Origin of the sequence: Bacillus sp. BP-3, assembly GCF_028401955.1 — a bacterium.
In the GTDB taxonomy this organism is placed as follows: Bacteria; Bacillota; Bacilli; order Bacillales; family Bacillaceae_G; genus Bacillus_A.
In genome coordinates this window covers 1-18,463 of record NZ_JAQOTJ010000034.1, presented here as the reverse complement: position 1 = coordinate 18,463, position 18,463 = coordinate 1, and the positions used below count along the sequence as shown (strand labels likewise).

Genomic DNA, 18,463 nt, shown 5'->3' with positions numbered 1-18,463 from the left:
ATATGAGCAAGGAAAGAGAGCAACGTTAGCATTAAATGCAAACCCTGGTTTGGATATTGAATCATGATTCAAGAACGGTTAGTTGTGGATAGAGAAATCCTTTTTGATAAAAGATGTAATTTTATACACAGAATTAACCACAACATGTGGATAAAACCTATATTATCTGTTGATAATGTAGGTTTTTTTGTGAGTATAAAATGTGGATAAATATTATCGTTATTGTGTATAATGTGGAAAACTTTTGTTTGTATTGAAAATATAAAGGTGAATCTGTGGATATTACTGTGGATAAAGTGAAACTTCTATCAGTGGGGTCTTACTATCCTAAAATAGCGGGATAAATAAAACGGTCAGTGGAATCACTGACCGTTTCATAGTTGTAATTCTTCCCATTCTTCCATACATACTTCTAATTGTTCTTGAAGTGTTTGTTTTTCTGCTGTAATATCACTGGCTCTCTCGTAATCAGCATATACTTCTGGAAGACAAAGTTGTTCCTCTAATGCCATGATTTTTTCTTCAATTGCTGCAATTTTTTCTTCTAGTTCTTCAATTCTACGCATACGTTGGCGTTCTTGCTTTTTACGTTCTTTTTCTTCGATGTAATTTAATTTTTCTTGTGCCACTTGTTTTTGTACAGGTTTATTTGTTTCGTGGTCTTCAAGTTCAGCGCGTTCGAGCATTTCATTTTTCTTTTCTATATAATAATCGTAATCACCGAGGTATTCCTCAGCTCCGCTCTGGGATAACTCAATCACTTTTGTGGCAATGCGATTAATGAAATAGCGGTCATGGGAAACAAATAAAATCGTTCCTGGAAAATCAATAAGCGCATTTTCTAAAATTTCTTTGCTGCTTAAATCTAAATGGTTGGTTGGTTCATCTAAAATAAGTACATTTGACTTTTGCATCATAAGCTTTGCAAGAGCTAAACGTGCCTTTTGTCCACCGCTTAAAGAAGAAACAGGTTTTAGAACGTCGTCACCAGAAAATAAAAAGTTCCCAAGTACTGTGCGAATCTCTTTTTCTGGTTGCATCGGATAATCATCCCAAAGTTCATCTAATACACGTTTTGATGATGTTAAGTTTGCTTGTTCTTGGTCATAATATCCGATAGAAACGTTAGAACCAAACGAGATAGTACCGTTTAAAGGGCGAAGTTTATCCACAAGAGATTTTAATAAAGTGGATTTTCCGATGCCGTTTGGACCGACTAGCGCAACACTATCACCTCTCGTTAATTGGAAGCGAATGTTTTGAATAATTGGCTCATTCTCATAGCCAATTGTCACATCTCTTACTTGTAATACGTCATTACCACTTTGTTTATCGATATCAAAGTGGAAAGAAGCGGATTTTGTATCGCCGATTGGTTTGTCCATAAGTTCCATACGATCTAATTGTTTTCGGCGGCTTTGCGCTCGTTTTGTTGTAGACGCACGGGCAATATTTTTCTGGATAAAATCTTGCAATTTTGTTACTTCTTCTTGCTGTTTTTCGTAACGTTTCATCTCTTGTTCATATAGGGCCGCTTTAAGGTCTAAGTATTTACTATAGTTTCCTGTGTACTTTCGACTTTGTTTATTGGAGATTTCATATACTTGTGTGACAAGTCTATCTAGAAAGTACCGATCGTGTGAAACGATTAAAATAGCCCCAGGATAACCTTGTAAATATTGCTCGAGCCACGTTAATGTATCGATATCTAAATGGTTGGTTGGCTCATCGAGAATAAGCAAATCTGGTTTTGTTAATAATAACTTCCCGAGAGCTAAACGAGTCTTTTGTCCACCGCTTAATGTGGAGATTGTCGTTCCGTGTGTTTCGGGAGGAAAACCAAGACCGCTTAAAACAGAACGAATATCAGCTTCGTATTGATAGCCGCCTTCATTTTTATAGTCTAATTGTAGACGATCATATTCTGCTAACAATTTTTCATAAATGGTTTCATTTGTGAAATTCTCTTCTTTTCCCATTTCTTGTTCTAGTCTGCGGAGTTCTTTCTCCATGCGTTGTAAGTGAAGAAAGACCGTTAGCATTTCATCCCAAATTGTTAATGATGTTTCAAGACCAGTGTGCTGCGCTAAGTAACCGATAGATACATCTTTCGGCTTTATAATTTCGCCGCCGTCATGGGATAATTCTCCGGCAATAATCTTTAATAATGTAGACTTTCCTGCGCCATTACGCCCGACAAGTGCAATACGATCGCGCGTCTGTACTTCTAACTTAATGTTTGAAAGAATCACTTCGGCGGCGAACAACTTGGAAAGGTTATTCACTTGTAGTAAAATCAATGTTTTCACCTCAAATATTTTCTTAACTTTGCCATGATTATATTTCTCAATCATACTAAAAATAGTGTATAGTTGAACATAAATAGAGAAATTCTCTCTCTATTATACAAGGAAAACTATCAATGCTAAACTTCCGTACATGTTTCAATCACTTGAACAGATAGGAAGAGAGGAGGGGGTTGCATGGAGCAGCCTAAAATTCCGCAGGCAACTGCCAAAAGATTGCCTCTATACTATCGATTTATCCAAAACCTATCGTTATCTGGTAAGCAACGCGTATCATCTGCAGAATTAAGTGAAGCGGTGAAAGTGGATTCAGCGACAATTCGAAGAGATTTTTCATATTTTGGGGCATTAGGGAAAAAGGGATATGGCTATAATGTAAATTATTTATTGTCGTTTTTTCGTGAAACACTTGATCAAGACGATGTAACACGTGTAGCGTTAATTGGGGTAGGTAATTTAGGTACCGCTTTCTTACATTACAATTTTACGAAAAATAATAATACAAAAATTGAGATGGCATTTGACGTTGATGAAGAGAAAGTTGGAAAAGAAATCGGCGGGATTCCAGTATATCATCTGGATGAGTTAGAAGAGAGACTATCGGGTGATATAAAAGTGGCAATATTAACAGTGCCTGCTTCTGTTGCACAAGCTGTAGCAGATCGCTTATCACATACGAGCATACAAGGTGTTTTAAACTTTACACCTGCTAGGCTAAACATATCAGAACATATTCGAATTCATCATATTGATTTAGCGGTAGAGTTACAAACGCTCGTGTACTTTTTGAAAAATTATCCACAATAAAAACGCAGGAGATTCCTGCGTTTTTATTGTGGATAATTTTTCTGGCTATCTTTTTTCGGTTTAGAAAAAAGAAGGCGAATTGCCAAATTAAAATCAACTGTTGCCATTATGGCAAGTAGTATTGTGTAAAAATTCCAAATCGTGTCTTCCACACTTGTGATTGCTAAGTATGTAAATATACAACCTAGAAGAAAGTACAAAGTTGCCATAACAAATGGTGAATTTCGCATGTTTAAAATCCTCAGATGAATCCTTGCAGTTTTTCAGCTTTTTCTAGATAAGGACGAAGTACGAATGTAATTAACATAACATTTGTATTCATCATAACATGAGCCATAATTGGTACAATAATTCGTTTTGTTTGTACGTATAAAAATGAAAAAACAAGTCCCATGGAAATATACACTAATAAATGTGTAGGGTCAAAATGAATGAGAGCAAATATAAGCGAACTTACGATTGCTGCGATAAAGAAGTTATATCGTTTATATAGTGTGCCAAATAGAATTTTTCTAAATACAATCTCCTCAAGAATAGGAGCAAATATAGATGAAACAATCATAAATAATGGCGCAGCTTTTATAATATCGATAATGTTTTGTGTATTTTCAGATTCTGCTTTAATTTTAAAAACTTGTGTTTCAATTGTGCCAGCAATAACTTGGGCAAATAAAGCAAGAAAAACTCCTAGAATAATCCACCCTATCGTAGCAGGTATGTTTGTTTTTCCGCGATTCCATTTTTCGGATTCTGTATCATTACGGAGTAACACAAAGATGATGATAAGAGCGATAAAGAAGCTAATCAGTCCCCAATGTGCACTTGCCAGTTGAACTTTTTCTTCAAAGGTCCGGTGTCCATTATTGTATACTCCGCTTTTTAAAAGAATCCATCCACCGATTATACCTGATAATTGCATCAAAATATATGTAACAATAACCCACCAATATTGTCTCTTCAATTTCGTAACTCCTTTTTGAATTTTTTGTAAAGAAAAAGGAAAATGCTCTATCCATAGAGAAAACAACTTATGGCATCTTTCTTATTGTAACATAGGAGAAGGTGAAAAAAAGATGGAATCTCTATCATGTGCAAGTTAAAAAACGCCATAGGCCCCTTTCTTTTTAGAGGAGGACGAGAGTAGTTGGCTGTGCTTAGAAGCAGTCAGAGCCTTTTCCTGCCACATGCGATGTTTATAAACAAAGGGAGCAAGTAACGGTCATGTTGTATTTTGTATAGCAGTGACTTAATATGTCGGAAAATTAAAATGGATATATGTATCAATGCATCTTCCATTATGTAATTATTAAGTAAGGTATAAACACTTTGGAACAAGTGGAAGAGGGGATAAAATAGTTTTCCGAAAAATTACGATTTTTTCACTTGCAAAAGAAAATGAGATTCTTTATTATAATAAGTGTGTTAGCACTCGAAGTGTTAGAGTGCTAATAAATATAAAATTTACATAATAAATTGAGGAGGTTGTTGTTCATGCTAAAGCCATTAGGTGATCGCGTTATTATTGAACTTGTTCAGGCAGAAGAAAAAACAGCAAGTGGTATCGTACTACCAGACACTGCAAAAGAAAAACCACAAGAAGGTAAAGTAGTGGCAGTTGGTACTGGTCGTGTGCTTGAAAATGGTGAGCGTGTTGCTTTAGATGTAGCTACAGGAGATCGTATCATCTTCTCAAAATATGCAGGTACTGAAGTGAAATACGAAGGTACAGAATACTTAATTTTACGTGAAAGCGACATCTTAGCAATTATTGGTTAATTATATAAATCTTTAAAAATTCAAGGGGGTCAAATATTATGGCAAAAGATATTAAATTTAGTGAAGAAGCACGTCGTTCGATGCTTCGCGGTGTCGACACTCTTGCAAACGCAGTAAAAGTTACACTTGGACCAAAAGGTCGTAACGTTGTACTTGAGAAAAAATTCGGTTCTCCGCTTATTACAAATGACGGTGTAACAATCGCAAAAGAAATTGAATTAGAAGATGCATTTGAAAATATGGGTGCAAAACTAGTTGCAGAAGTTGCTAGCAAAACAAACGATGTAGCTGGTGATGGAACAACAACTGCAACTGTATTAGCGCAAGCAATGATTCGTGAAGGTTTAAAGAACGTAACAGCTGGTGCGAATCCAATGGGTCTTCGTAAAGGTATTGAAAAAGCTGTTGTAGCAGCAATTGAAGAATTAAAAACGATTTCTAAACCAATCGAAGGTAAATCTTCTATTGCACAAGTAGCTGCTATTTCTGCTGCTGACGAAGAAGTAGGACAATTAATTGCAGAAGCGATGGAGCGCGTTGGTAACGACGGCGTTATTACATTAGAAGAATCTAAAGGATTCACAACAGAATTAGATGTAGTAGAAGGTATGCAGTTCGACCGTGGATATGCTTCTCCTTACATGATTACTGATTCTGATAAAATGGAAGCTGTTCTTGATAATCCATTTATCTTAATTACAGATAAAAAGGTTTCTAGCATTCAAGAAATCTTACCAGTATTAGAGCAAGTGGTACAACAAGGTAAACCACTTCTTATCATCTCTGAAGACGTAGAAGGCGAAGCGTTAGCTACATTAGTAGTAAATAAACTTCGTGGTACGTTCAACGTAGTAGCTGTTAAAGCTCCTGGCTTCGGTGATCGTCGTAAAGCGATGTTAGAAGATATCGCAATCTTAACTGGCGGTGAAGTAATTACAGAAGAGTTAGGCCGTGACTTAAAATCTGCAACTATTGCATCTCTAGGCCGTGCTGGCAAAATTGTTGTAACGAAAGAAAATACAACAATTGTTGAAGGTGTAGGAAACACAGAACAAATCGAAGCTCGCATCGGTCAAATTCGTGCGCAGTTAGAAGAAACAACTTCTGAATTCGATCGCGAAAAATTACAAGAACGTCTTGCTAAATTAGCGGGTGGCGTAGCTGTAATTAAAGTGGGTGCGGCAACTGAAACTGAATTGAAAGAGCGCAAACTTCGCATTGAAGATGCACTTAACTCAACTCGTGCAGCAGTAGAAGAAGGTATTGTTGCTGGTGGTGGTACTGCACTTATGAACGTATATACTAAAGTAGCTGGTCTTGCAGCTGAAGGCGACGAAGCAACAGGTATTAACATCGTACTTCGTGCGTTAGAAGAGCCGGTTCGTCAAATCGCAGTGAACGCTGGTTTAGAAGGTTCTGTAGTTGTAGAGCGCTTAAAAGGCGAAAAAGTTGGCGTTGGTTTCAACGCAGCAACAGGCGAATGGGTAAATATGCTTGAGTCTGGTATCGTAGATCCAACGAAAGTAACTCGTTCTGCTCTTCAAAACGCAGCATCTGTTGCGGCGATGTTCTTAACAACTGAAGCAGTTGTTGCTGACAAGCCGGAACCAAACGCACCTGCAATGCCTGACATGGGCGGCATGGGCATGGGCGGTATGGGCGGCATGATGTAATAAGCCCTCATTATGAGAAGCTGTTCAATGTTATAAATAGTTAGTAAAAAGGCTACTTCCTAATGAAAGGAAGTAGTCTTTTTGTGTTAGATACATAGAGATACTTGAAAAAACTTCGTGTACAAACAATCGTTGAGAGCGGTCTCACTATATAGGGAAATAATTTCTGTAGAATTTTGTCGCTTTCTCCTTGACCGTATTCACGTTTCATTGTTAGAATCTAGAAAGATAATATTAAACGTTCCTTCATATATCCTCAATAATACGGATTGAGAGTCTCTACCGGGTTACCGTAAACAACCTGACTATGAAGGCAGTGTGTCTATATTTATAAGGAACAAATTCCTTTATAAAGCTAGACTCCTGCCTTTTCTTTGTTATGAGACTGAGGGCAGGGGACTAGCTTTTTTTATTATATTGGTAATTGTTTTTACCAAATTGGTGAAAATGTTTATATACAGAACTATGGGGTGATTATTTTGAAGAAACAACACGATACGATTATCGTTTTAGATTTTGGAAGTCAGTACAATCAGTTAATTGCGCGTCGCATTCGTGAATTTGGCGTGTATAGTGAACTTCATCCACATACAATTACAGCAGAAGAAATTAAAGCGATGAATCCAAAAGGAATTATCTTCTCTGGTGGACCGAACAGTGTATATGGCGAAAGTGCATTCCACTGTGACGAAAAAATCTTTGATTTAGGCTTACCGATCTTCGGTATTTGCTACGGCATGCAGTTAATGACAAAGCACTTTGGTGGAAAAGTAGAACGTGCAGACCATCGTGAGTACGGAAAAGCAGTATTAAAAGTAGAGAACCAATCGAAATTATATACAAACCTTCCAGAAGAACAAGTTGTTTGGATGAGTCATGGTGACTTAGTAACAGGTTTACCAGAAGGTTTCGTAGTAGATTCAACAAGTGACTCTTGTCCAATTGCTGGTATGAGCAATGAAGCACAAAACTTATATGGTGTACAATTCCACCCAGAAGTGCGTCACTCTGAGCACGGTAACGATTTAATTAAGAACTTTGTATTCGGTGTTTGTGGTTGTACTGAAGGCTGGAACATGGAGAACTTCATTGAAGTAGAATTAGAAAAGATTCGTGAAACAGTTGGCGACAAGAAAGTACTATGTGCACTTAGCGGTGGCGTAGATTCTTCTGTTGTAGCTGTATTAATTCATAAAGCAATCGGTGACCAATTAACATGTATTTTCGTTGACCACGGCTTACTTCGTAAAGGGGAAGCTGAAGGGGTTATGAAAACATTTAGTGAAGGTTTCCACATGAATGTTATTAAAGTGGATGCAAAAGAACGCTTCATGAGTAAATTAGCAGGTGTTGAAGATCCAGAACAAAAACGTAAAATCATCGGTAACGAATTTATTTATGTATTTGATGACGAAGCTTCTAGACTAGAAGGAATGGACTTCTTGGCACAAGGTACACTGTACACAGATATTATTGAAAGTGGTACAGCGACTGCACAAACAATTAAATCTCACCATAACGTTGGTGGACTTCCAGAAGATATGCAGTTCAAATTAATCGAGCCTTTAAATACGTTGTTTAAAGACGAAGTACGTGAGTTAGGTTCTGAATTAGGAATTCCAGACGAAATCGTATGGCGTCAACCATTCCCAGGTCCAGGACTTGGTATTCGTGTATTAGGTGAAATTACAGAAGAGAAATTAGAAATCGTTCGTGAATCTGATGCAATTTTACGTGAAGAAATCAAAAAAGCTGGTTTAGATCGTGAAGTTTGGCAATATTTCACTGCACTTCCTGGTATGCGAAGTGTAGGTGTTATGGGTGACGAGCGTACGTATGATTACACAGTAGGTATTCGTGCAGTAACATCTATTGATGGTATGACAGCAGACTGGGCACGTATTCCGTGGGATGTATTAGAGAAAATCTCTGTACGTATCGTAAACGAAGTGAAGCACGTTAACCGTATCGTGTATGATATTACTTCTAAGCCACCAGCAACAATTGAGTGGGAATAATAATAAAAAAGCTTGGAGTGCATATTTTAAAGGCACTCCAAGCCTCTTTTATTTATAGTGGTACCAGTTTTGATACCAATATCCTTTGCATTTAAAAATTTCTGATATAAAAATATACTTATTTTCTAAAAAAAGGTATAATAAGTTATTATTAAGTTTTATGTCGAAAAGAGGGATATAAATGGTTTGGAAAGGTAAACCAATTCCTTTGTTGGAATGGCCTAGTAATATCAATTATATTCTATTCGTTGATGAAAATGGCGTTCCTAATTTGAATAATGTTGAATCCGGAAACAAATGGTTTACGATAACGGGTCTTCTTTTTGATAAAGAACAATGTCTCCTTTTAAAAGATGAAATAACCAATTTAAAACTTAAGTATTGGGATAATGGCATCTTTAATAAAAAAAGGGTAGTTTTTCATTCTAGAGACATTAGAAAAAAAACAGGACCATTTAATCCTAAATTGATTAATTACGAAGAATTTATTTCAGAATTACAACTAACATTAAAAAAGTTAGATTATAAAATATTTTCGTCATCTATTAATAAAAAATTACATATATCTAAATACTCGGATCCTTATCCAGTGTATAATTTTTGTTTAGAATTTATTTTAGAAAGATTTGCTTTGTATTTGTGCAAATGCAATAAAAACGGCGTAGTAGTAGTGGAGTCCAGAGGGAAAAAAGAAAATATGGTTTTATTAGACTCTGCTGTATCTGTGTTAGATAAAGGAAACAGATTCTTAGAGAAACAAAGATTTAGAAATATTAAGGGTGTTTATTTTAATCCTAAAAGGACTATTAATAATAAGCTTTCTTTTCCACATTTAGAGGCTGCTGATTTAATAGGTTATGAGATTTATAACTATATAAAAAATGATAATCCATCGTTCTTATTTAAAGAAGTGGAAAAGAACTTTTATAATTATCCGAATTTCTCAGGATATGGAATAAAAATTTTCCCTTAAATTTTTATGAGGTGATTTTGAATGGCAATTAGTACAAAAAAAGATGAAAAACTAGATAAATTAAATAAATGGCGAGAAGAAAAAGAGAAATTAGCCATTGCTTTTTTTGATAAGGAACATTCAATTAAAGAAATTAAAGTATCTAAAGGTGAAGTTTATAATTGTTACTTGGGTGAAAATATAGGACATGAACAATGTAAATTGCGTCCAGTCTTAATTATCTCCTCGGATTTCTTTAATGATAGAACATCGACTGTAACTGTTGCGCCTTTAAGTACCACAATAGTTACAAAAGAAATCAGAAAAGATGGAAGAACTAGAAGAGTGTTGAGATTTAAATCTCAATATCGTTTACATCAATGGAAATTTAATTATTTAGCTGAAGATTCTGTTGTTAAATTAGATCAGCTAAAAACAGTTTGTAAAAGTCGGTTGCAGGAAAGATTAGGTTGCTTAGATGAGCGAACTCAAACTGACATAAATCAAAAAATAATCAATTACCTTGACTTAAAAATATAAAAATGGATATAATAAGAGTACGACATCGACCCCATGTGAGGTTGATAAAATGACACATAGTGGTTTGAGGATAGCTCAAACGCATATTTAATATGTTTGTGTTTTTGGACTGAAGACCCCTATGAGAGGTCTTCTTTTTATTTGACGTCTGAAAGTTTTTACTAAATATTAATTGCCTTGAATAATGTATTGTTTATCTTATATTCTATTGTAAATATAGATTACAGATCATTTTTTGTATTTCTAGCTACATTGTATTTAAATGACTGATTACCTTGAAACTTAGTTTTCTTTTCAGGAGAGGTTTTATAATGAATCGAGCCAGTCATGCTGTTTGCAATTTCGAAGTTTACATTCGGATATAAATGCGAATAGGTACTTAATGTTGTTTTGATATCTTCATGTCCTAAACGATCTTTAATAACAAGTGGGTTAACGTTATATTCGTTAATCAGAAAAGAAGCATGAGAGTGACGTAAGCCTTTTGCTTGGATACGTTTTACCCCAGCTAATTTTGCGTGACGTGTGATGATACGAGCAATAGTAGACTTCCATGTTGGTCTTCCATCATAAGAAAGTACAAAATCGATTGTACTTACTTTTTCTTGTGCTACTTTCCAATGCTGTAAATTTTCTATGGTATCAGCATCTAAAGCAATTGTTCTCATACCCGCTTGTGTTTTTGTTGGGCCTAACTCCCATTTGCTCCCGTTAGTCATACGTAGAGAGTGACTAACGGTTAATGTTCGATTTTCTAAATCAATATCCTCTTTCCAACGTAGAGCAGTTGCTTCATTTACTCGTAGCCCAGTCATAAAGTATAGCCAGATGATGATAAAAGAATAATGTTCATAATAATCATCAAGATTAAATGTTGATAAAACTTTCTCAAATTCATTCTTGGTCCAAAATTCAACTTTTACTTTTTCTTTCTTTATTGCACCTACTTGCTTAGCACGATTAGTTTTAATCATACCTAAATTAATGGCTTTCTCTAAAGTTTGAGAAAATAAACCAAAAACCATACGTGCATAGTTTTGTGAATATTGTTCAGTTAAACTATTTTTCCAAATTTGAATATCCAAATTCGTAATGCTATCAACTTTTTTCTTTCCAAATTGGCTTTTTATTTTATTGAACACAGGAAGACGAGTTTTGTAGGTTGTTGTTTCTACACGAGATTTATAGTCTGGGAGGAATAACTGTTCAATATAAGTAGCATAATCCATACCACTATTTGATAGCTGTCCTATCTCTTGCGCATTTTTCAGTTCCTCTGTTTTTGCTTCATACGCTGCTTTTTGTGAATTGAAACCTCTACGAACTTTCCGAATTCGTTTACCTGTAATGGCATCAAAGCCTAGGGAAACAGAGTAATACCACTTTCCAGTTTTCTTATCTTTATATATACCAGTAAGTTTTGCCATCTTATCATTCCAATCTTTATAGAAAAGGGACTTACTTGAAGTCCCCTTAATGTTTTAAAATTTAATTCCCGTAATTTGTTCGACAGCTTCTTTAGGTACACGACCCAAACGTTTATTGTCGTAGAACGTATAACCCTTTTGAATCATAAGTGCCTTTGCTTCACGAATAATCCCTTGTGCAGTAGCTTTCGGATAGCCGACTGCAATTAAATCTTCTTTACTAATAACAGTAGACATTGTATAACCTCATTTCTTAAATTTCTTTTTCACCTAGTAATTCGTTTACGGATTGTTCAATCATGGATTTATCTCTATCTGTAAATTTACTTTTACCTAATAAAATCTCTTCTCGTAAATAAGCATCTGCATATGCTTGTCCAAAAGCTTGTTTGTATGATTCATAAACCATTGCTCGAGATTTTGTTGTGGACTTTTCAATCCACTGTTTTTTTGTTTTCATCGTAACTTTTTCTTTTATAACTCTTAATGGAATTTTAGGTAATCCTTCGATGAACTTATCCCACCAACGCATATTATTCCAACGTGCTTTATTATGAAAATCTTTTTTTTCTTTAGGTTGTGTTTTAAATGAATAGTGACTTCCTAATATGCCTTTTATGACATTATTTAAAGGAATACCATCAGAAATTAAATTACAAACTTGTAAAGCCTTTTTATCCCCTAGTTCTAGCTCCCAACGAACCCATTTGTTAATGTTCAATACTTCGCCTGTATTATCTCGAACCTCTTGCTTTTTATCATAAATTCTAAGCATTTGTGGGGAAGAGCCAATGTATAAGGTAAATCCCATTAGCTCTCCGTCTAAAATTCTCCCACTGTTAAGCTCTTTGAAAGTATGTGCTCTAGTAGATAGTTGTCCTCGTTTCACATAGTCCTGTAACTTTTGAACACTGGGAGAACTATCATCAAAAATATCTAATGCTAAATCAATGCGAGTTGGATTTGCTTCTGCTTTTAAAATTGTTGAAATAAAAGCTTGCCAATGCCATCCAGTAGTTTGTGACATATATTCTTCGTACTGTCTGCAGGCTGTACCTGAAAGATTAACGAGAATGTTTGAATGAAGATTACTTTTATGAAGTTCGATGTTAGCGAAACAAAAACGGGTATCGTAAGTAGGAAAAGGACTACTTTTACCTTCAACTCCAAATTCTTCAATAGGGATTCCTAAAATATTTTCAGCAATATTTTTTAAATTTGTGTTAGGAATAGAAAATCGTAACCAATCAATTAAACATTCATTCTTTCTCAAAATTATTCTCCGATTTTATAAGTTGAAGCACTTACTTTTAATTCTGCAAATTGCCATGTATCAATCATTGATCCATTTGCATAAGCTTTCTTTTGAACCTTTTTAGGATAGACAGCTAGATTGTTAAAGGTAATTGGAATAAATTCATCTTCTTCATATGAATCTAGTACTGGTAAAGAATCTTGGTGTTCAATGACAATCGTAATTGGAGAGCCATATTCAGTTAGTTGATTTGCAATTGCTAATTCAACTAAAGTACGATCATAAACCTTAAATGTTAAAGTAGTAGCACCTGTTTCAACGTACTCGCCTAAAGGAGTACGTTCTTTTTCGGCTTTAATTGAAAGTTCGTTAGCAAGGAATAAGAATTGTTTAGGAAGCTTGAACTGTTTTAAATCAAATTGTAAATTGGCTAAATCTTGTTCAGTACCATCTGTTAATGAAATTTTTGTAGTTGCATTTAATTTCAGTTTTGTAGTCATTTAAATCTTCCTTCCGGTTGTTTAGCTTTCCCGAACTGTCGGGATTTCAAAAGTGTTATGAAGCCAGTAACACTGAGGCTTTAACGGTAACGGCTTGAGTTTAATTCCCCCGTGTTACTAACGGGGGAGCTACGCTTTTATAATCCTGAACAAAAGATATGTCACTCCACTATCGCTTCGTGATTGCACTCGAGAGACAATAATTGAACCGGCTCCGCCTATCCTTTGCTTGTGCAAGGATCTCAATCATTATCTCTCGAGCGCTACAAGGTGGGGGGAGTTAATACCACCTAGTCTGCATTTAATCCGTATTTCTCGATACCTTGAGAAATGAAGCGAGCAAGCGTTTCTCGTACATTTACTTGCGATGTGTCTAAAATGGGTGTGGTAAAGGCTCTAGGTGTACTCCAACCTAAGCCATCTAAATAAATGTAGCCTTTTCCTATCCCTTTTTCTGCTACAGGTAATTCATCATAAAAGTCACCAAGTACCATACGATAACTATCTTTAGACATTCTTCCTAATGCCACACGCATACCAGCATTTTCGCGAATAGTGGTACTTAGAACTTCGGCAGAAAAACGTTGTGAAGATAAAATCGCGAACATCCCTGCTTGACGACCTTTTAGCATCAGTTGAATCAAATAAGACTCAATCTCTTTACCTAAGCGTTTGTCTTCGCCCATCGTAGCGATAAGCTCATCAAAAAATATGAAAATGGGTCTTAATCTATAGTAATTGTAAGTTTCTCCGACAGCAGAATTCTCATTAGAAAAATATTTATCATAACGATTGTTCATTCTATCAATAGCTTCACGTAGTAAACGGCAAGCTTGATTAGGTGTACTTGCTACATGACTTTCTCTTAAATCTTCTGGGAAGGCAAAACGTAAAGCGTATAAATCTGAACGCTTACCATCGATAAAAAATACATCTGCTCCAAGTTTAGCTGCTGAAAGTATAAGGTAAGAGAGAAAGCGAGTTTTTCCTTGTCCAGTAGCTGCTTGAATGATTGCCCCAATTTGTTTGGTAGAAAAATTAAAGTGCTTATCTTGATCTAACGGTATGTAGTGGTCCATATTTTACTCCCAACTGTTTGTAGCATTAATAAAATTAGATGTTTCCTTAGTTAGAATATAAGTTGTATGGTCAGCATAATCGTCTTGCACAGTAATTACAGTCATGTTTAAAGCAGTTTGAAAAATTAAGGTTAGATCATTCATTTTATGAGTATAATGACCACCATTTGGATAAACTTCTAAGTATAGTTTTTCTTCTATCCAATAAAAGTGGATAATCATAGATAAAATAATCTTATGAGTTTCACTATTTTCGGAATAAAATTTATTTACTTCGATAATTTTTTTTAGTTTGTTACTCATACGTTGATTTTTAGAGAATGACAGCGGGCTCTTAAACCAAGTGTAAAAAGTAGTACCAGCTAATATTAGACAAGCAATAAAAAAGAAGTATGTTGGTAATGATAGGGAGATACCTACTTCGTTTAAATTGTTTAAAGTATTGACAATTATGAGATAGCAAATAAGTGGTAACGAACCTAGTAAAATTTTAATAAAGTATGATATTAAATCTGGTTGTTTGTTTTTAAATTTTACTTTATGATGATAACGAGGTATTTTCATAAAGTTCTCCTTTCTAGAATTTTGTGAACTTTGAGCAGTGTTGGCAGACACTGTTTTTTATTTTTTAATTTTTCATAGCATCCAACCTTTCTTTATAATACGAAACTAACACGTTTTTCCAAAAAAAATATAAGTCGTATTATTAGAAGTTCAATCGTATTAATTTCGTATTAGTCTACTTAAGTATATAATGATAATCATAAAAGTCAATAGTCTTTTGATAAAGATTTCAAAGGTGGATAAAATACATTGAGCCTCATAGGGTGTTTAAAAGTTCTGTATGAAGATGAATTAAATTTAAATATGGATTAAAAGGAGGTAAACGAGATGAAACCGAATAGGGAAGCTGTGGCAAAAAGATTAAAAAAAATACGAGAAGATTCAGGTATGTCGATAGCCATTATGGCAGAACGCATTGGTATATCTAAATCAACATTAAACTCATATTTGAGAGCTTTAGCATTACCTCCTGAAGAAATAATTGGAAAAATAGCTCTATTAGCAGGAGTCTCAAAAGAGTGGATTTATTATGGAGAAATTAAAAATTACATTCATGAATATTTATTGTCATGCGGATATGAAAAGCTCTTAAATGATTATCCAGAAACTATTGATGAGCTTTATTCTAAATGGCTAAAGATGCAAAATTCAGATCATGCTTTTAAAGAGTATCCACATCCAGTTACAATCAATGATTTATTTTATGATATTTATAGCCCGATTTTTATTGAATATTTAAATCGAATTGCTAACGATTTTGCTGAAAAAATCCCAAACTATCCTTTATATTCTGAAGGGCCAGAATATAATATTGAAAAATTTCTTACGCGTGTAAGAGCTTTAGTTCGCAGAGAGCAACCGACTATTAAGTATGGAGAAGATGAAAGGGTTTATAAAGTAGCTGAAACAGAATTTAATACTCGTGTAGAGTTATATATTAATCAGGTAAATAAAGTTGAAACCAAAAGTGAAGATTTTTTAGATTTCATGATTGAGAATTTAAAGACAACTAGAGGAACTTTAGAGATTATATCAATTATTACCTCACAAAGAGGTTTAGATTACGATATAGGTTCTAAAAAATCTGATGAAATTATTGAGCTATTTAAAGGGATGTATCCGGAGCTTATTAAAATTAAAGAAAAATATTTAGACAAATAATAATAAGTGAGCTGATACCACCTTTGATACCAACCCTAAAAATTTTATGTTATTATAAATTCAAAATAGGGTTTTAAACCTTTTAAATATTAGTGTTCTTTTTAAAGTAATATAAGTTTTTTATCGAGTGGGAATAAGTTGAATTTCATAATATAGAAGACGACCCATCTATACCTTTATGTATAGATGGGTCGTCTTTTTTTGTTTTTATACGAACGAAAATTAATTTTAAGTAAAAAACGTTCGTTTTTCAGATTGACACTTACCTGTATATGAGTTAATATGAATATGTAATTAATAATAAAAATGAATATTTCAGCCGTCGTATAATATCGGGAATATGGCCCGAAAGTTTCTACCTTGCTACCGTAAATGGCTTGACTACGAGGCGTTTTAATATAAGGGTAAGGGATACTTGCCTTTATTTACAGACGCTTCCATGTATAATGCATTGGAAGCCTTTTTTATTTTTAAAGATAAAAAAGGGGCTAGTAAGGAGTGCGACGAGCAATTATATAACGGGGGAAACATAGGATGAAACGTTATTTTCAGTTCGATGAGCTCGGCACAAATTATAAAACAGAGTTCATTGCAGGATTAACAACATTTTTGTCGATGGCATATGTATTGTTTGTTAATCCCGCTACACTATCGCTGGGACATGTTAAGGGATTGCCGGCAGGAACCGGAATGGATCCGGGAGCAGTATTTGTTGCTACGGCTTTAGCAGCTGCAATTGGATCACTAATTATGGGGATTTTTGCAAAGTATCCAATCGCACTAGCGCCGGGAATGGGGATTAATGCTTTCTTTGCTTACACAGCCGTATTAACAATGGGGATTCCATGGCAAACGGCGATTGCTGGAACACTAGTATCAGGTATTATGTTTATTATTCTTACAGCTTCCGGCCTTCGTGAAAAAATTATTAACGCAATTCCAACAGAATTAAAGTTTGCAGTAGCAGCTGGAATTGGGTTGTTCATCGCATTTCTTGGTTTTCAAAATGCGGGGATTATTGTAAATAATGATGCTGTGCTTGTTGGTTTAGGTGATTTAACGAAAGGAACGACATTACTTGCTATTTTTGGTGTAGTTGTAATCGTTATTTTAATGACAAGAAACGTTAATGGGGCAGTATTCTTTGGAATGGTGCTTACAGCGATTGTTGGTGTAGCAACAGGGTTAATTGATACACCAAAGTCGATTGTTGGTGCAGTTCCAAGCTTAACACCGACATTCGGAGTTGCTCTTCAACACCTTGGAGATATTTTTACCGCTAAGATGCTCGTTGTTATATTAACTTTCTTTTTTATCGATTTCTTTGATACAGCGGGAACGCTTGTGGCAGTTGCCAATCAAGCTGGCTTAATGAAAGATAATAAATTACCACGTGCGGGGAAAGCGTTAATCTCTGATGCGATTGCAACTGTAATCGGAGCAATACTTGGTACATCAACAACAACGTCTTATATTGAATCCTCTGCAGGGGTAGCAGCAGGAGGACGCTCTGGATTTACAGCAGTTGTAACAGCAGGGTTTTTCTTATTAGCACTTTTCTTTTCACCATTATTAAGTGTAGTAACACCATCAGTAACAGCGCCAGCCTTAATTATTGTAGGGGTGTTGATGGTTTCATCATTAGGAGAAATTGATTGGAAGAAATTCGAAACGGCAGTACCGGCATTTTTTACAATTATTTCAATGCCGCTTACATACAGTATCGCAACGGGAATTGCGATTGGGTTTATCTTCTATCCAATTACAATGGTTGTAAAAGGACGAAGAAAAGAAATTCATCCGATTATGTATGTCATGGCAATTTTGTTTGTACTCTATTTTATGTATGTTCGTAAATAAAGGGGTTTTTCTGAAAGGACTAGGAGGGGATGCCTAGTCCTTTTTGTATTTTATAATAAATGTGTGAGAGATCTAGTTTATTTTTTGTTATTTGTATAGATAAAAGTTTTATAAGTTATATAAAGAAAATAACTTGAGAAATAGATGAGTTGAAAAGAGCAGAATCAAGCTGTACATAGCAGGGGCTTATATATTGATTGAGGATAGACAACAGGCTTATTAATAGAAAATGAGCCTTTTTATATTTTATTAGAAAAACATATTGACGTTTAATATGAAAGAGTGTAGTATTATACGAGTCGCTGCTGCAACAGAGCAGAAAGCGAAAACGAAATAAAACACCTAGTTGACATCGAATGAATGAGATGTTAACATAAGGAAGTCGCAATTGAGCGGCGGATAAGTTCTTTGAAAACTGAACGAAACAAACAACGTGAAACGTCAATTTTTATTTATGATGCTAGACAAACTTTATTGGAGAGTTTGATCCTGGCTCAGGATGAACGCTGGCGGCGTGCCTAATACATGCAAGTCGAGCGAACCGA

At 34.9% G+C, this 18,463-nt stretch carries 17 protein-coding genes, 1 rRNA gene and 2 riboswitches; of the genes, 9 read left to right on the top strand and 9 right to left on the bottom strand.

What is annotated here, in order from left to right; all coding sequences use genetic code 11:
• Positions 1-374: 374 nt before the first annotated feature.
• Positions 375-2,300, bottom strand: a complete 1,926-nt coding sequence (locus PLX19_RS25175; protein ID WP_272191677.1) for an ABC-F family ATP-binding cassette domain-containing protein — start codon at positions 2,298-2,300, stop codon at positions 375-377.
• Positions 2,301-2,483: 183 nt separating this feature from the next.
• On the opposite strand from PLX19_RS25175, the gene PLX19_RS25170 reads away from it, so the two are divergent.
• Positions 2,484-3,113 (top strand): redox-sensing transcriptional repressor Rex, encoded by a 630-nt coding sequence (locus PLX19_RS25170; protein ID WP_272191673.1) that lies wholly within the window; start codon positions 2,484-2,486, stop codon positions 3,111-3,113.
• A gap of 23 nt (positions 3,114-3,136) precedes the next feature.
• Here the strand turns inward: PLX19_RS25170 and PLX19_RS25165 are convergent, their stop codons facing one another.
• The gene (locus PLX19_RS25165) at positions 3,137-3,343 is read right to left on the bottom strand and encodes a YdiK family protein (RefSeq protein WP_272191672.1); all 207 of its coding nucleotides are present in this window, start codon (positions 3,341-3,343) and stop codon (positions 3,137-3,139) included.
• A gap of 11 nt (positions 3,344-3,354) precedes the next feature.
• Positions 3,355-4,074: a CPBP family intramembrane glutamic endopeptidase gene (locus PLX19_RS25160; protein ID WP_272191671.1), complete on the bottom strand. Its 720-nt coding sequence runs from the start codon at positions 4,072-4,074 to the stop codon at positions 3,355-3,357.
• A gap of 530 nt (positions 4,075-4,604) precedes the next feature.
• Here PLX19_RS25160 and groES point away from each other — a divergent pair.
• From groES to PLX19_RS25135, 5 genes are all read left to right on the top strand, one after another.
• Entirely contained in the window at positions 4,605-4,889 is a 285-nt protein-coding gene (gene groES, locus PLX19_RS25155; RefSeq protein ID WP_020063193.1) for a co-chaperone GroES, read from the top strand.
• Positions 4,890-4,927: 38 nt separating this feature from the next.
• A complete protein-coding gene (groL, locus tag PLX19_RS25150) occupies positions 4,928-6,562 on the top strand; it encodes a chaperonin GroEL (protein WP_272191670.1) in 1,635 nt (544 codons plus the stop codon).
• A 226-nt stretch (positions 6,563-6,788) separates the two neighbouring features.
• Positions 6,789-6,890, top strand: a riboswitch (purine riboswitch).
• A gap of 151 nt (positions 6,891-7,041) precedes the next feature.
• Entirely contained in the window at positions 7,042-8,580 is a 1,539-nt protein-coding gene (guaA, locus tag PLX19_RS25145) for a glutamine-hydrolyzing GMP synthase (protein WP_277928613.1), read from the top strand.
• A gap of 181 nt (positions 8,581-8,761) precedes the next feature.
• Entirely contained in the window at positions 8,762-9,553 is a 792-nt protein-coding gene (locus PLX19_RS25140) for a DUF3800 domain-containing protein (protein ID WP_272191669.1), read from the top strand.
• A gap of 21 nt (positions 9,554-9,574) precedes the next feature.
• Positions 9,575-10,072, top strand: coding sequence for a type II toxin-antitoxin system PemK/MazF family toxin (locus PLX19_RS25135; RefSeq protein WP_272191668.1), 498 nt, complete (start codon positions 9,575-9,577; stop codon positions 10,070-10,072).
• Between the two features lie 221 nt (positions 10,073-10,293).
• Here the strand turns inward: PLX19_RS25135 and PLX19_RS25130 are convergent, their stop codons facing one another.
• From PLX19_RS25130 to PLX19_RS25105, 6 genes are all read right to left on the bottom strand, one after another.
• A complete protein-coding gene (locus tag PLX19_RS25130) occupies positions 10,294-11,499 on the bottom strand; it encodes a site-specific integrase (protein ID WP_272191667.1) in 1,206 nt (401 codons plus the stop codon).
• Between the two features lie 54 nt (positions 11,500-11,553).
• Positions 11,554-11,736, bottom strand: a complete 183-nt coding sequence (locus tag PLX19_RS25125) for a DUF3173 domain-containing protein (RefSeq protein WP_098536236.1) — start codon at positions 11,734-11,736, stop codon at positions 11,554-11,556.
• Between the two features lie 16 nt (positions 11,737-11,752).
• Positions 11,753-12,772, bottom strand: coding sequence for a replication initiation factor domain-containing protein (locus PLX19_RS25120; protein ID WP_272191665.1), 1,020 nt, complete (start codon positions 12,770-12,772; stop codon positions 11,753-11,755).
• Between the two features lie 2 nt (positions 12,773-12,774).
• Positions 12,775-13,254, bottom strand: a complete 480-nt coding sequence (locus tag PLX19_RS25115) for a hypothetical protein (RefSeq protein ID WP_272191664.1) — start codon at positions 13,252-13,254, stop codon at positions 12,775-12,777.
• 290 nt (positions 13,255-13,544) lie between these two features.
• Positions 13,545-14,333, bottom strand: coding sequence for an FtsK/SpoIIIE domain-containing protein (locus tag PLX19_RS25110; protein WP_272191663.1), 789 nt, complete (start codon positions 14,331-14,333; stop codon positions 13,545-13,547).
• 3 nt (positions 14,334-14,336) lie between these two features.
• A complete protein-coding gene (locus PLX19_RS25105) occupies positions 14,337-14,897 on the bottom strand; it encodes a hypothetical protein (RefSeq protein WP_272191662.1) in 561 nt (186 codons plus the stop codon).
• Between the two features lie 327 nt (positions 14,898-15,224).
• On the opposite strand from PLX19_RS25105, the gene PLX19_RS25100 reads away from it, so the two are divergent.
• The 3 genes from PLX19_RS25100 to PLX19_RS25090 all read left to right on the top strand — a co-directional run.
• Entirely contained in the window at positions 15,225-16,058 is an 834-nt protein-coding gene (locus tag PLX19_RS25100; protein WP_272191661.1) for a helix-turn-helix domain-containing protein, read from the top strand.
• A 302-nt stretch (positions 16,059-16,360) separates the two neighbouring features.
• A riboswitch (purine riboswitch) is annotated at positions 16,361-16,462 on the top strand.
• Positions 16,463-16,592: 130 nt separating this feature from the next.
• The gene (locus PLX19_RS25095; RefSeq protein ID WP_272191660.1) at positions 16,593-17,918 is read left to right on the top strand and encodes an NCS2 family permease; all 1,326 of its coding nucleotides are present in this window, start codon (positions 16,593-16,595) and stop codon (positions 17,916-17,918) included.
• A gap of 471 nt (positions 17,919-18,389) precedes the next feature.
• Positions 18,390-18,463 (top strand): 16S ribosomal RNA (locus PLX19_RS25090); the annotation flags it as partial.